Annotated in this window: 12 protein-coding genes; 8 read left to right on the top strand and 4 right to left on the bottom strand. The window is 40.2% G+C overall.

From position 1 onward, the window contains the following. Positions 1-26: 26 nt before the first annotated feature. The gene (locus tag H5186_RS16915; RefSeq protein ID WP_182718379.1) at positions 27-1,910 is read right to left on the bottom strand and encodes a bifunctional diguanylate cyclase/phosphodiesterase; all 1,884 of its coding nucleotides are present in this window, start codon (positions 1,908-1,910) and stop codon (positions 27-29) included. Between the two features lie 273 nt (positions 1,911-2,183). On the opposite strand from H5186_RS16915, the gene panP reads away from it, so the two are divergent. Next, positions 2,184-3,812 (top strand): pyridoxal-dependent aspartate 1-decarboxylase PanP, encoded by a 1,629-nt coding sequence (gene panP / locus H5186_RS16910; RefSeq protein ID WP_182735357.1) that lies wholly within the window; start codon positions 2,184-2,186, stop codon positions 3,810-3,812. A 60-nt stretch (positions 3,813-3,872) separates the two neighbouring features. On the opposite strand, the gene argE is transcribed toward panP, so the two are convergent. Continuing rightward, entirely contained in the window at positions 3,873-5,021 is a 1,149-nt protein-coding gene (gene argE, locus H5186_RS16905) for an acetylornithine deacetylase (protein WP_145235114.1), read from the bottom strand. A 214-nt stretch (positions 5,022-5,235) separates the two neighbouring features. Here argE and argC point away from each other — a divergent pair, with 214 nt between their 5' ends. The 7 genes from argC (at position 5,236) to H5186_RS16870 (ending at position 12,097) form a co-directional block, all read left to right on the top strand. Continuing rightward, on the top strand, positions 5,236-6,240 hold the full coding sequence (gene argC, locus H5186_RS16900) for an N-acetyl-gamma-glutamyl-phosphate reductase (protein ID WP_182758416.1): 1,005 nt from the start codon (positions 5,236-5,238) through the stop codon (positions 6,238-6,240). Between the two features lie 6 nt (positions 6,241-6,246). Next, complete coding sequence (argB, locus tag H5186_RS16895; protein ID WP_182794713.1) at positions 6,247-7,008, top strand: acetylglutamate kinase; 762 nt, start codon at positions 6,247-6,249, stop codon at positions 7,006-7,008. 7 nt (positions 7,009-7,015) lie between these two features. Continuing rightward, positions 7,016-7,936, top strand: a complete 921-nt coding sequence (locus H5186_RS16890; protein WP_145235120.1) for an ornithine carbamoyltransferase — start codon at positions 7,016-7,018, stop codon at positions 7,934-7,936. A 10-nt stretch (positions 7,937-7,946) separates the two neighbouring features. Next, positions 7,947-9,149, top strand: a complete 1,203-nt coding sequence (locus H5186_RS16885; protein ID WP_182735354.1) for an argininosuccinate synthase — start codon at positions 7,947-7,949, stop codon at positions 9,147-9,149. A gap of 57 nt (positions 9,150-9,206) precedes the next feature. After that, complete coding sequence (argH, locus tag H5186_RS16880) at positions 9,207-11,072, top strand: argininosuccinate lyase (protein ID WP_149981380.1); 1,866 nt, start codon at positions 9,207-9,209, stop codon at positions 11,070-11,072. 274 nt (positions 11,073-11,346) lie between these two features. Next, positions 11,347-11,556, top strand: a complete 210-nt coding sequence (locus H5186_RS16875; protein WP_149981379.1) for a hypothetical protein — start codon at positions 11,347-11,349, stop codon at positions 11,554-11,556. A 7-nt stretch (positions 11,557-11,563) separates the two neighbouring features. Next, positions 11,564-12,097, top strand: a complete 534-nt coding sequence (locus H5186_RS16870) for a hypothetical protein (RefSeq protein ID WP_182794712.1) — start codon at positions 11,564-11,566, stop codon at positions 12,095-12,097. Between the two features lie 524 nt (positions 12,098-12,621). On the opposite strand, the gene H5186_RS16865 is transcribed toward H5186_RS16870, so the two are convergent. After that, on the bottom strand, positions 12,622-14,016 hold the full coding sequence (locus H5186_RS16865; RefSeq protein ID WP_182784754.1) for a capsule assembly Wzi family protein: 1,395 nt from the start codon (positions 14,014-14,016) through the stop codon (positions 12,622-12,624). Beyond that, positions 14,013-14,495 (bottom strand): pantetheine-phosphate adenylyltransferase, encoded by a 483-nt coding sequence (gene coaD, locus H5186_RS16860; RefSeq protein WP_145235133.1) that lies wholly within the window; start codon positions 14,493-14,495, stop codon positions 14,013-14,015. The genes H5186_RS16865 and coaD overlap by 4 nt, the downstream gene beginning before the upstream one ends. Positions 14,496-14,718 lie beyond the last annotated feature (223 nt).

Raw genomic sequence — 14,718 nt, 5'->3', positions numbered from 1 at the left:
CGTAAATCTCTTAACCTGAGTTTAGGTTAAGAGATTGGATACGGTTGGTTTTTATTTGCAGTAATATGTGGCACAGGCTCGGCAAAGTAATAGCCTTGCATTAGTGTCACATTAGCTTTTTTAAGCGCGTTGGCGATAGGCTTACTCTCTACATGCTCAGCAATTAGCTGTAAGTTGAGTTGCTTAGCAAAGCTGGCAATATGCTCAATATATAAATAAATATCTTTATCGTTGATAATTTGCTTGATCAAACTACCATCAAGCTTAATGCCATCTACTTCTAATTTTAGTACATTAGATATATTCGAATAACCTGTACCAAAATCATCAATTATTACCCGTACACCACGATTTTTAACCATGGTTATAAATGCTTTTACCTCAGAAAAATTTGCGATAGCTTCGGTTTCCAATAGTTCTAGGGTGATATTACTCGGTAGTGGATAGCGTTTAAATTCGTTTTCTAAAAATTCAGCAAGGCTTGGGTCAAGCATATCTTGGGCTGTGATATTGATGCTCCAGCACGTACTGGTTTTTCTAAATCGTGCAAAGCATTGTGTGAGCATTGTGCGGGTGAGCATTCCATCCATGCGAGAGCGATTAACGACATCTAAGAATGATTCTGGTTTTAGGACTTCCCCGTGACAGGTGATCATGCGAGCCAAACATTCATACTGAATAATGGCATTCGTTTCATTATCATAAATTGCCTGAAAATAAGGCACAATTCTATTGTTCTCAAATGCTTCACGCACTTCTTTTGCCATTGCTACATTGTACTGATATTGGTTTTTTACATCATGGAGTGCGCTTGAGTAATTAATCACAGTGCGGCGACCTTGTTTGGCTTGTAATGCGGCAATATGAGCATTTTCAAGTAACATTGATTTATTGCCACTGGCGATGCCTGCGCACAAGGTGATGTATATAAAAGGGTCGGTAAGTAATGGGGTACTGCAATTATAAGCTTGGATCACCTCGAGAAAACCTGCATTATCTTTACCAAAAGGAGCGATGAGGACTATTTTGTTGGTCGTTAGACGAAACATCTGGCTACCCGCAGGGCGGCGCTTTTTGAAGTGTTGCAACAAGTTTTTCATAACGCGGTCGCCTACTTCTGTACCATAAAAACTGCTTATATCTTCAACTTCATTTACCCAAATAACAGCAAGTTGCAGATGATGATTAGGGGAGTTTTTAATATAATATTCAAGTGCAATATGATTGGCAAAGCCACTACTGGTATCGGTTGAAATCGCACGTTTCAATAAATACACATAAATACCGGCAACCAACAGAGCAATAAAAAAGAAAAACATAGCCATGCCCGCAGCTTTAGATACACTTTGCGCTAATCGCTGATTGAGATCGTATATGGTGATATCGGCCCCAGTTAAATAGGTGACTCCATTGGCATCGACAAAAGGGACAAAAATTGTTTTAAAATGCCCCCATTGATCTTTTGAAATTTCAAACACTGGCTCTGTTGAATAAAACGCGCCAATATTAGCGGCAGTTGCTTCAGGGTATAGATCGAGTAATTGGGTGATTTTACCGGTATTTTGATCGTTCTGAGTGTAACTCGATGCACTAAAATGTACATTACCGTCTTTTAAAACCATGGCATATACATAAGCGATATTTAACGCATTAGCAAACTCTGAAAGTTGCCGGCTTTTTTGTTGGTATTCGGTTGATGATATATATTGGCCTGCATTGATTTTTTGATGGTATTCATCACCAAGCATATGCTTAACGCTTAATGCCGCATTGAGTAATCGAGTATCAACGCTGTGCATAATATCGTTACGAGTGCTGTTGTAGGTGTAATAGATGTAGCTCAATAAACTGATAAAAAACAGCATGAAACCCGCGATTATCCAATTTGTCCGTAAATTTGTATTTATCATGCTCTTCCTTGATTTATTAGCCCTTCTATTATACAAAAAAAGGCTGTATCGCCTATAAAAATATAGTTAGTTATTTGAATGATAAATATTAATCAAATTATCATTAATTTGTCATGCAATTGGCTACTTTTGTGGCTTTATACGAGACATTTCAACTCTATTACAGTAGAGTTAACGCATTTCGTGGAATCATTGTAGTTTTGGCGTTATTAGTAATGGAGTTCCTAGAGATGGATCTTCAGCTAAACAAAGCTACATTTACTGGGTATAAAGATGGATCAAAAGCGTTGTGCCGTCGCCTCTAAAGAAACTCTGATGCGTATATTTACTGTGCCTGAAGCACCAGACTCAACTTTGAGTAAAATCGAACTTGAGATCTCGAGCAATTTAGCAGGTTTTTTGAATGAGAACATAGCGGCAATTGAAAAGCCATTGCATGAGATTGAAAAAGATTTTCAATCGGCAGCAATCCCAGAAGATCCGACTTTTGTATCTGCTTATGCGCAAGATATTATGGAGCAACTTGTCGCTCATTCAGTGCATACCGCTGCGCCAAGCTTTATTGGGCACATGACGTCAGCATTACCGCATTTTGTATTGCCACTTTCTAAGTTGATGGTTGGTCTTAATCAAAACTTAGTAAAAATAGAAACCTCCAAAGCATTTACTCCACTTGAGCGCCAAGTGCTTGGTATGATGCATCATTTGGCATACGGGCAAGATGACAGTTTTTATAGCAAATGGATGCACAGTGCGAAAACGTCGCTAGGTGCGTTTTGTTCGGGTGGCACAATCGCCAATATTACCGCATTGTGGATTGCTCGTAATCGCTTACTGAAAGCGGACGGCGAATTTAAAGGGATTGGTTCACAAGGTTTGATCAGTGCCATGTTGCATTATGGATATAAAGGCCTTGCAGTACTTATTTCTGAACGTGGCCATTACTCGCTAGGAAAATCAGCTGATTTACTTGGCATTGGTCGTGATAACTTTATTGCCATTAAAACTGCAGATAACAATAAGGTTGATGTTGATGCAATGCGCGCCAAAGCCCATGAGCTAGCAGCGCAAGGTATAAAAGTGATGGCGATTGTTGGGGTAGCCGGCACGACTGAAACTGGCAATATTGATCCTCTTGATGCTATGGCTGATTTAAGCGCTGAACTCAACTGCCATTTTCATGTAGATGCAGCATGGGGAGGAGCTACGCTGCTTTCTAGTACATACCGCTCGTTACTAAAAGGTATTGAGCGAGCAGATTCAATTACCATCGATGCTCATAAACAAATGTATGTGCCAATGGGCGCTGGGTTAGTGCTATTTAAAGATCCTACAGCTACGGATGCTATAGAACATCATGCAGAATATATTTTACGTAAAGGCTCTAAAGATTTAGGCAGCCACACACTTGAAGGTAGTCGTCCTGGTATGGCTATGTTAGTGCATGCTTGCTTACGCGTTATTGGCCGTAAAGGCTACGAAATCTTAATAGATAAAGGAATTGAAAAAGCCCGTTACTTTGCTGATTTAGTGAAAGCAGATGATGACTTTGAGCTGATCTCAGAACCTGAGTTATGTTTACTGACATACCGTTATGTGCCAAAACAGATAAAACAAAAAATAGCTCAAGCAGATGAACAAACGCGTTTGGATATCTTTGCCTCGTTAAATCGTTTTACTGCCAGTATGCAAAAACGCCAACGTGAAGCCGGTCGTTCATTTGTGTCCCGTACCCGTTTAACTCCCGCGCAGTATGATCATCAACCTACAGTGGTATTTCGAGTCGTACTTGCAAATCCGCTGACATCAGAGAGTATTTTAAAAGATATACTTGCTGAGCAAAAAGAGCTGGCTAAAACAGATCCTGTATTTAAGAAATATCTTAAGAAATACATGGACTGAGCAGTAACAGTTGCGTTATTCCCAGGTTGCGTGGGGATAACGCAAGCAGCACTTTCTTTGTTAGCTAAAACACGATGTTCTGATCATTTCAGTGATAATATGTTGAGATGGTTTAATTTTTTCCATCGCCAAAAATTCATCGGGTTGGTGAGCCTGATTAATTGAACCCGGTCCCATCACAATCGTTTCACAACCCAATTGTTGAATAAATGGCGCTTCAGTACAGTAGTTCACTGCAACTGCTTGCTCTCCTGATATTTTTTCTGCCAGTTTAACTAATGCCGAATCAGTACTGCCGGTAAATGCGGGGATTGGCTCGTGCATATCCATTACACTGACTGAATCTGGATATTGGTTATTGATCTCTGTAGCTATTTTTAACAGCATCATTTGCAGTTCTTGCACACTTAGACCCGGTAAAGGGCGCATATCAATATGCATTTCACAGCAGCCACATATGCGATTTGCATTATCGCCACCATGAATGTGTCCTAGATTTAAAGTAGGGTAAGGAATAACAAAATGCTCAACTGCATATTTATTCTTTAATTGCTCTTTTAAAGTTAACAGTTTTGCAATAACTTTATGCATCACTTCAATGGCATTTAAACCACGTTCAGGATCAGAGCTATGTCCGGAACGACCGACTACGCGAATCGCGCTGCTCATATGTCCTTTATGTGTGAAAACAGGTGTCATATCAGTAGGTTCACCAATAATACACCGAGCTGGCTTTAAGTTTTTATGCTGACAAACTTGCTGTGCACCGGCCATGGTGGTTTCTTCGTCGGCAGTAGCTAGAATCAAAATTGGCTGTGTTTGAATATTCTCATCTAGTTCACTGATTGATTGCAATACAAAAGCGAAAAACCCTTTCATATCAATACTACCTAAACCATATAATTTATTGTTATCTTCACTTAATTTAAACGGATTATAGTTCCAACGACTATCATCAAATGGGACTGTATCGGTATGACCGGCAAGCATTAAACCACCATCTCCCTGGCCACGTTTTGCGAGTAAGTTAAAACGACCTTTAGGGCCCGACAACTCAGTAATTTCACATTCAAATCCAAGACTTGTACACCAAGTAGCTAATAAATCAATCACCCCTTTATTGCTCATAGACAATGACTCATCCATGGCACTAATTGAAGGTGCAGCAATCAATTGCTGATACATAGATAAAAAAGACGGTAATGACATAAAAAAATCCAAAATAAGTATTCAATCTAATTGCATAACAATATAAAAGTATTTATGATGAATATCAATTCACTTTTTAAGCATAAATATATTAAAGCGACGCAATGAATATAAAACGACGATAACCAGATTTCATTCATAAAATAGTGTTTTATGCACTGTTAAACCCGATTTGAATATATATGTAGTAACAAAAAACCAAAAAGAGTAACGAATGAAAGTAGTGATTATTGGCGCAAGTGGCTATAGCGGCGCAGAATTAGCAAGTTTGGTAGTAAAACACCCGCAATTAACCTTAGCTGGTTGCTATGTATCTGAGCAAAGCTTAGATAAGGGTAAATTATTAAGTGACTTGTATCCTGAGCATTTAGGTTTGCTTGATTCTCCTTTATTGCCTCTTAGTGATAGCGCTTATAACGATATTGAAAAGTCGGCCGATTTTGTATGTTTGTGTACTGATCATAAAGTGAGTGTTGACTTAGCGCCACGTTTTTTAAGCATGGGCAAAAAAGTATTTGATTTATCGGGTGGCTACCGTTTAAGCAGTAATGAAGATTATCAAACCTATTATGGTTTTGCGCATCAACATACGGAATTACTAAGTGAAGCGGCTTACGGATTGGCTGAATGGAATAGTGAAGCAATCGCCAAGGCGCAGTTAGTCGCTGTGGCTGGTTGCTATCCAACAGCAGCGCTGAATGCGTTAAAACCATTGCAACAAGCCGGCTTATTAGCCGAGCAAACCATTATTATTAATGCTGTATCGGGTGTAACCGGTGCGGGGCGTAAAGCTAGTGTAGCCACGCATTTTTGTGAAGTGTCGTTAGCACCTTATGGATTGTTTAATCATAGACACAGTCCTGAGATTGAGCAGCATTTAGGTCACAAGGTGCTATTTACGCCGCATTTAGGTAATTTTCCACGCGGTATTTTAGAAACTATTTATGTGCAATTGAAACCTGGAGTTACACCAGAGCAAGTTACACAAGCTTATCAAGTGCTTGCTGATGAGCCACTGATCAGATTGCTTGGTAATAAGATGCCATCAATAAAAGGAGTTGCAAAGCAGCCTTACGTTGATATTGCATGGCAGCAGCAAGGTACGCAGCTAATTGTGATGGCAGCTATTGATAACTTATTAAAAGGTGCTGCAGGGCAAGCATTGCAGTGCATTAATTTAGCCATGGGTATTGCCCATAATACAGGTTTAAAAGGGTAGTTAGTAATGCAAACATGGGTCATTAAACTCGGTGGTGCAGTACTCAATACAGAAGACGCGGCTAAAGCGTTATTTGAGGCGCTTGCATCGCAAACTCAAGCACAATTTGTCATCGTTCATGGTGGCGGTTCACTAGTTGATAATTGGTTGACTGAGGCTGGTTTTGCTAGTGCGAAACATCAAGGTTTACGCATCAGTCCAAAAGAGCAAATGCCTTATATTGTTGGCGCGCTTGCTGGGTGTGCTAATAAACAATTAATGAGCCAAGCAATTATCGCAGGTCATAAACCCGTCGGGCTTAGTTTATACGAAGCGGGCATTATTTCGTCACAAAAACTCAAAGCGCTTGGTCAAGTTGGTAATTGTGACGGCGGTGTGCAAAGTGTGATACCGGAGTTATTAAAACTTGGTCGTTTACCTCTGGTCAGCTCTATCGGCTTTGGTGAAGATGGCCTTTGGTATAACGTAAACGCTGATGAAGCGGCGGCGGCAATAGCTAAAGAGCTTAATGCGGAAATTATTTTTATGACTGATGTAGAAGCTGTACTTGATGCAAATAAACAGCCGTTACATCAACTTGACACAAACCAGATCAATACTTTAATTGCAGAAGGAGTAATTTTGGGTGGGATGGAGGTCAAAGTAAAGACCAGCCTTCTTGCTGCCCAGCACTTACGACGTGGCGTTTACATTTCGAGCTGGCAAAAGCCAGAAAACTTAATTGCTCTACTCGCGGGTAAGCACGTCGGAACAAAAATTACACCATAGGTTTTATATGTTTAATCATTTTTTATCGGGTCTAGAGTTAGACCAACAAGGCGCACTTAAATTACTTAACTTAGCGCAAAAAATTAAAGCTAACCCAGCTGATTTTAGTCAAGCACTGGCTGGCAAATCGGTGGTTACTTTATTTGAAAAACCAAGCTTACGTACGCGTTTATCATTTGATATAGGTATTAATAAGTTAGGTGGACATGCGGTGTATCTTGATTCACAAAATGGCGCCATGGGCGCACGTGAATCAGTAAAAGACTTTGCATTGAACATTGCCAGTTGGGCTGACGGTATTGTGGCGCGGGTATATCAGCATAAAACATTAACCACACTTGCTGAATTTTCAAGCGTACCTGTGGTCAACAGTTTGTGCGATTTATATCATCCATGCCAAGCACTTGCTGACTTTCTAACACTGCAAGAAGTATATGGCGATGTAAGCCAGCTAAAATTAGCTTATTTAGGTGAAGGCAACAACGTAACGCATTCGCTGATGTTACTTGCGGCTACTTTAGGCACAGATTTTGTTGCCGTATGCCCTAAAGGCAGTTCACCAGACTCGCAAATTTTAAAGCAGGCTGAGCAAATTGCCGCAATGAATGGTGCATCAGTGATGGTGAGTGATCGTGTTGAAGCGGCTGTAGGCGCTAACGCAGTGTATGCCGATACATGGGTATCAATGGGCGATGATACGCCACTTGAACAAGTAAAAGAAAAGTACATGCCGTATCAATTAAATGCGGCGTTGCTTAAACAGACTGGGGCTGACACTGTACTGCATTGCCAGCCAGCACACCGTGAATTTGAAATTACTTCTGAGGTAATGGATGGTCCGGCGTCAAAAATTATACAACAAGCAGAAAACCGTATGCATGCGCAAAACGCATTGCTTGTTTCATTATTAAATCCAAATTTTGTGTAAGGTATCACCAATGAGTTCTATTAAAAAAGTTGTATTAGCCTATTCTGGTGGTTTAGATACGTCAGCCATCGTGCCATGGTTAAAAGAAAACTACGGTTGTGAAGTTATCGCGTTTGTTGCCGATGTAGGTCAAGGTGCTGAAGAACTTGAAGGCGTTGAAGCAAAAGCGATCGCATCTGGTGCGTCTGAATGTTATGTAGTTGACTTAAAAGACGAAATGGTAAGTGATTATATTTACCCAACGTTAAAAACCGGTTCAATTTACGAAGGTACTTATTTATTAGGTACGTCAATGGCACGTCCTATTATTGCTAAAGCGCAAGTTGAGATTGCTCGTAAAGTAGGTGCTGATGCACTTTCTCATGGTTGTACTGGTAAAGGTAATGACCAAGTGCGCTTTGAATCTTGTTTTGCGGCCCTTGCGCCTGATCTTCAAGTTATTGCGCCATGGCGTGAGTGGGACTTATCAAGCCGTGAGTCATTACTTGATTACTTGGCAGAGCGTAATATTCCATGTTCTGCATCGGCAACTAAAATCTACAGCCGTGATGCAAACGCATGGCATATTTCTCATGAAGGTGGCGAGCTTGAAGATCCGTGGTGCCAACCAAGTGAGCAAGTGTGGACTTGGACTAACTCACCAGAGCAAGCACCCAATGAGCCTGAATTTGTTACCTTAAACGTGGTTGAAGGTGAAGTTGTTGCTGTCAATGGCGAGCAGCTTAAACCGTATGATTGTCTAGTTAAACTTAATGATATTGCATCCCCACATGGTGTTGGTCGGGTTGATATCGTTGAAAACCGTTTAGTGGGCATGAAATCCCGTGGTTGTTATGAAACCCCTGGTGGCACAGTAATCATGGCGGCATTACAAGCGATTGATGAGTTAGTACTTGATAAAGCAAGCCGCAAATGGAAAGAAGTACTGGGCGGCGAGTTTTCACATTTAGTCTATGACGGTCGTTGGTTTACACCACTTAAAGATTCAATCTTAGCGGGCGCAGAAGCGTTATCAACAGTTGCTACTGGCGAAGTTATTCTTAAGCTTTATAAAGGCCAGGTAACAGCGGTTCAGAAAAAATCACCTAATAGCTTATACAGCGAAGATTTTGCAACGTTTGGTGCAGATGATGTTTACGACCAATCGCATGCTGAAGGCTTTATTCGTTTATTCTCGCTTTCAAGCAGAATTTCAGCACTAGCGAAGAAGTAATTTTACTACAGCCCCGTAACAATAAGGCGGGGCAGTTTCAGGGTTTGGAGAGATTTCATGGCATTATGGGGCGGACGTTTTTCTACGGGTCCAGATGAGGCGTTTAAACAATTTAACGACTCACTTCCCTTCGATTATCAACTCGCAGAGCAAGATATAGTTGGCTCTGTAGCGTGGGCAGGTGCCCTTAAGCAGGTTGACGTATTAAGTAGTGACGAACACAAAAAGTTAGTCGCTGCATTATATGAATTACTCGACGAAGTAAAAGCTGATCCACAAGCAGTGGCAACGTCAGGAGCTGAAGATATTCACTCACATGTTGAAGCTGCATTGATCGAAAAAGTGGGGGACTTAGCTAAAAAATTACACACCGGACGTAGTCGTAACGATCAGGTCGCTACTGACTTTCGCTTATGGTGTCGTGATACCGCCGCTCACATACTTACGGCGCTTGGTCAGTTAAAAGGTGAGTTTATCGCTTTAGCTGAACGTGAGCTGGGCACTATCTTACCTGGTTATACCCATTTACAACGTGCTCAGCCATTGTTGTTTAGTCATTGGTGTATGGCTTACGTGGAAATGATCGAACGTGATGAAAGCCGTTTAGCAGATGCTAAAGCGCGAATGAATTTTTGCCCTTTGGGCAGTGGGGCACTTGCCGGTACTGCGTACCCAATTGATCGGCAAGCACTTGCCGTGGGGTTAGGTTTTACCGCTGCGACTAAAAATAGTTTAGATGCCGTATCAGATCGTGACTTTGTGGTTGAGCTATTAAGCTGTGCATCAATCTCTATGATCCATTTATCGCGTATGTCAGAAGATTTGATCTTTTATAATTCGGGTGAAGCGGGTTTCATTGAGTTAGCAGATAATGTCACCTCTGGTTCATCATTGATGCCACAAAAGAAGAATCCCGATGCGCTAGAGCTTATTCGCGGCAAAACAGGGCGTGTATTTGGTGCCTTTAGTGCCATGATGATGACGTTAAAAGCACTGCCACTTGCTTATAATAAAGATATGCAAGAAGATAAAGAAGGCTTATTTGATGCCATGCCAACGTGGCTAGCTTGTATTCATATGGCGCAAGCGTGTATCAAAGGTATAAAAGTAAATGGCGAGCGAACGCTAGCTGCTGCGAAAGGCGGGCACTCCAACGCTACAGAGCTTGCTGACTATTTAGTCGCCAAAGGGATCCCTTTTAGGGAAGGTCATCATATTGTTGGTGTGTTGGTACAAATGGCTATCGCACAAGGGAATAACTTAGAAGATTTAAGTTTAGAACAATTCCAATCGGTGCATAGTATTTTTGCACAGGACGTATATGCTGTACTAGAGATAGACGCATGTATAAAAGCGCGCCAAGCACTAGGTGGTACATCTTTAGAGCAAGTTACAGTTGCAGTTAAAGATGCCAAAAAAAAACAGCAAATAACAGTTCGTGACGCTAATCTTGACGATGTAGAGTCAATTGCGAAATTGATCCAGCACTGGGCTACGGTAGGTGAAAATTTACCGCGTGCTAAAAGCGACATGGTACATTCAATCAATGAGTTTGCGGTTACCGAAGTTGCTGGAGAAGTCGCGGGCTGCGCATCACTGTATATTTATGATACTGGTCTTGCTGAAATTCGTTCTTTAGGGATAGATCCTGAAACCGGTATTACTGGGCAAGGTCGTCAGTTAGTTGAACATTTATTAGTTAAAGCCAAAAAATTGGCACTCAATCGCATCATTGTTTTGACGCGAGTACCTGATTTCTTTGAAAAACAAGGTTTCACATTCTGTACTAAAGACAGCTTACCGGAAAAGGTGATGAAAGATTGTGAACTGTGTTTGCGCAGAGACAATTGTGACGAAGTCGCGATGGAATTTATTTTGAAGCAAAGTCGGAACGCGGAGATCCCGTGTAAAAATGTAGCTTAAAATCCCTGGATATAAAAAACGTACGGTTATCCCTGTGCGTTTTTTTATGCCTTATCATATCTGGTATGACCTGTTGTGTGGGATGCGCTGTAGCAAATAAAAGATCAAAAAAGATCGTTTTTTTTAAATGTTGGATCAGTAATTGCTTATTACTAGATGTAAGATGGCTCAGCGTGAGTTCATCTTTAAAAGCGCCAAGCAGTTATCAGAGCGTTAAAAACAGTGGCTTATTTAATAAGTCATTTATTCAACATTTATTGAAAGGATTAATCTTATGCAAGTTACAGCTAACAGCCAATTACAAATGCAAGCATACAATAATATGCAACAATCAAAGCCAGCACTTGAACAAAGCGCTAGTAATAAAACCCTACAATCTGATACAGTGTCTATATCTAATGAAGCCTTACTAGCGGCTAAAGGTGAAGCTGAAATCCAGCGCGGTGGTGGGGTGATGCTTCCTCGAGATAAAAGGCCTCAATAGGAGTGAAATGTTTTTAACTGAACAATTTGGTTTTTTCTCCCTTTCTGCATTGAGTGCTTGGGGGTTTTTAATGGCATTTTTTTTTAATATCTTTATATACTCTATAGATGTTAAAAGAAAAACTACGCTGTTAATCAGTTCATTTATTATGATGATCTCCTATATGGCAGGGGATCATTTCTTTACATGGCTATCTTCTACTGCAGTCACATATATGCATTGGGCATTATATGATTTTATGACATTACTATGTTTGGCGGGATGCTATCTCGTTATAAAGAACTCTACACCGTCATTTATTTATCTTGTCTGCGGTTTGTCTATAAATATCCTATTGTTTGTTTCTGTGTATTTAGATGTTCAGGTTTATGAAAATTCAACTTATTGGATTCTTTGGGACATATACTCTTTTGGTGTAAATATCATTGATTTTACAATGATAGTAGCCTTGATTGTCGATCGTGACATTTTAGGTTTAATTAGGCTTAAAAATGCAATTAAAGCATTATTTAAAACACATCACATAAAACACTCCATTTAGCCTATGTTTATAAATGACGTAGTTGGTCCGTACATCGGTGTATTTATCGAGTGGGGATTCTTAATGGTCTTTTTATTAAATTGGGTACTGTACATAAATAACCCCAATAAAAGCATAGTAATACTTTCATTTATAATGGCCGTTTCTTATATAACGAGCGAGCTCTTATATTTAGTGTATTCAATTTATTTGAACTGGTTTATATACGATTTGCTTACTCTTACATGCATTGGATTGTTGATCAGATATCAAAAGATTAGCCCCTCTCCAGTTAATTGCTATATTATGTGTGGGCTTATCTTAAATGCGATTTTAATTGCCGCAATTTATTGCGATATCTATGTGCGTTTAAATTCTGAGCCTTGGTGGCTTTGGTCAGTTTATTCTTTTGGTGTCAATATATGCGATGTGATAATGATAACAGCCTTAGCTATAAATAAAGATTTTTTAGGCTTAAGCAAATTATTACAAAAAGCTAGGATAATCAAGGGCCTAAATAAAAATCAGGCCTTTGTTTCGAAAACTTAAAACCGGTATTCCCAGCTGGTTTTTAATGCGCTGTTGGTATCAGACTCGTTAGCAAGTTCGTCTTTATACACTGAGCCGCTGATCTTCCATAAACCACTAAAAATAGCCTGCTGATAACCAAGCTCTAATTGTAAGCGTTCAAACGTTTCGGTGACTTGGGTTAAGTTGGTGATGTCAGTTTTAAACCAACGTAACTTCGCATAGCCGCCATAACCGTTCATAGTATGATAATGCGCACCTAATACTGCTGATTTACTTTGCTGTGGTGTTGCAGAGCCAATTAACCGATCTTTATGATTATAGGCTTGGGCATAATTAATAAATGCTTCATTAGTATCTTCACAACTAAGTTGGGCTGTACAATCTTGTTGCGTATTTGAATATTCAAAATAGGTTTTTAGTAATTGCTCTTGGCCGCCAAAAAAGCTCTCAACGCCAATTGTATAAAAAGCATCACTTGGCGTTAAGCCACTGTCATTTTTTCCCATTAGCTCAGTATAAAAAGCAATCGGTTGATTGGCTATGCTGGTTGAGTACTTAGCATCTAAACTGGTTAAGCGTTGCTTATTTGTTATTAGTTCGAGCGAATTGGGGGCTATTTCTGTGCTGGTTAAATAGTCTGAACTTGCGGTACTAAATGCAACCTCAAGCCCTGGTAGTGGTGTGCTGGCAAAGCGCATAGCCCAGTAGTCACCTTTTTCATCATTACTTAAATGTGGTTTTTGTTTTGCGTAAATACCAGTCAACTGCCAGTTACCAATGAATGATAGCCAGCTTGGGCCTACATATTGGGTGTTAGCACGGTTAATTCTTAGCCCTTTCATTGGTGCGGCATTATTCGACAGTAGCAATGCATTGTCGTTACCTGGCCCCCACCAATGGCTTACTTGTTCGGCGCTAACAGACCAATTGCCCATTAATACTGCTAAGTAGCTGCCATGATAGTTTATGTGTTCATCATCAAGTGGCTGATCAGCGTAATTAACACTAACTTTGGCGCTAACACGGTCGCCAGTGATAGAGCCATAGCTATTAATGCCACTTTTTTGTTGATCGCGTTTGCCAAAGCTTTGTTGCAAAGCCGGCTCACTATTGTAGTTAAGCCTCACACCAGAGCTACTGCCTTGTTTAGCGTTCTCTAAGGCATGTTTTACGTGTTGATAAGCAAATCGACTTTGTGTTGATAAACTGCTGCTTTCAATTGTATTTAAATCTCTGGCAATACCTTGCCACATCAAGGGATAACTATTGATCGGTTGTTTAATCACGCCTTGGTTAAAGAGCATCTCAATTGAGGCTCGTAATAAAGGGTCGTCACTTTCAATCCAAGGTGATGCAAACGCGGGTGTGGCAATCACAACAAGGGTGCTTAAATAGATATTTAACTTCATCCGTGTAACTTTTCCTGTAATGCTTTTACTACAATAGGGTGTACAAACTCACTGACATCGCCTTTATGACGCGCGACTTCTTTAACTAGGGTTGAAGAGATAAATGAGTTCTTTTCAGCTGGGGTTAAAAAAACACTCTCTAAATCAGGATTTAAACGACGATTCATATTGGCAAGCTGAAACTCATAATCAAAGTCAGACACCGCACGAATACCGCGGATCAGTACATTCGCACTATGATCGCGTGCTAAATCAGCTAGTAATCCAGAAAAGCCAATAACACTGACGTTATCTAAATGAGTGAGTAAACTATTGGCAATTGCTACCCGCTCATCCAGGCTAAAGCAGGGTTTTTTACTAGGATTGTGAGCAACTGCAACAATTACAGTATCAAACATTTTAGCTGCCCGCTGGATCAGATCTGTGTGTCCATTGGTTAATGGATCAAAGGTGCCAGGATAAATTGCGGTGACTTTCATAAATATCATCTTAGTGTTATTTTGAGGGTTATATTAACAGTCTTTGTTGTCCAGATCAGCCTGCAAATTGCGGCTGCATATTTTCATTTGTAAATGAGTTTATTTCAATAAGAAACAATAACTACGAATTATGGATTAGAAATTTTCAAGGTGGTATTTTATTGGATTATATTTGTATATACTGCGCGGCTAATAATACTGAGTGAATTATGGGCATTTACTC

The sequence above is a fragment of the Pseudoalteromonas sp. SG41-2 genome (assembly GCF_014164535.1).
Lineage (GTDB): Bacteria > Pseudomonadota > Gammaproteobacteria > Enterobacterales > Alteromonadaceae > Pseudoalteromonas > Pseudoalteromonas rhizosphaerae.
Note: the sequence above shows the minus strand (reverse complement) of the source record. Positions and strands in the feature narration are given on the sequence as shown.

Coding starts and splice junctions, on each gene's coding strand:
- H5186_RS16915 (WP_182718379.1), bottom strand. CDS start 1,910: ATGATAAATACAAATTTACGGACAAATTGGATAATCGCGGGTTTCATG.
- panP (WP_182735357.1), top strand. CDS start 2,184: ATGGATCAAAAGCGTTGTGCCGTCGCCTCTAAAGAAACTCTGATGCGT.
- argE (WP_145235114.1), bottom strand. CDS start 5,021: ATGTCATTACCGTCTTTTTTATCTATGTATCAGCAATTGATTGCTGCA.
- argC (WP_182758416.1), top strand. CDS start 5,236: ATGAAAGTAGTGATTATTGGCGCAAGTGGCTATAGCGGCGCAGAATTA.
- argB (WP_182794713.1), top strand. CDS start 6,247: ATGCAAACATGGGTCATTAAACTCGGTGGTGCAGTACTCAATACAGAA.
- H5186_RS16890 (WP_145235120.1), top strand. CDS start 7,016: ATGTTTAATCATTTTTTATCGGGTCTAGAGTTAGACCAACAAGGCGCA.
- H5186_RS16885 (WP_182735354.1), top strand. CDS start 7,947: ATGAGTTCTATTAAAAAAGTTGTATTAGCCTATTCTGGTGGTTTAGAT.
- argH (WP_149981380.1), top strand. CDS start 9,207: ATGGCATTATGGGGCGGACGTTTTTCTACGGGTCCAGATGAGGCGTTT.
- H5186_RS16875 (WP_149981379.1), top strand. CDS start 11,347: ATGCAAGTTACAGCTAACAGCCAATTACAAATGCAAGCATACAATAAT.
- H5186_RS16870 (WP_182794712.1), top strand. CDS start 11,564: ATGTTTTTAACTGAACAATTTGGTTTTTTCTCCCTTTCTGCATTGAGT.
- H5186_RS16865 (WP_182784754.1), bottom strand. CDS start 14,016: ATGAAGTTAAATATCTATTTAAGCACCCTTGTTGTGATTGCCACACCC.
- coaD (WP_145235133.1), bottom strand. CDS start 14,495: ATGAAAGTCACCGCAATTTATCCTGGCACCTTTGATCCATTAACCAAT.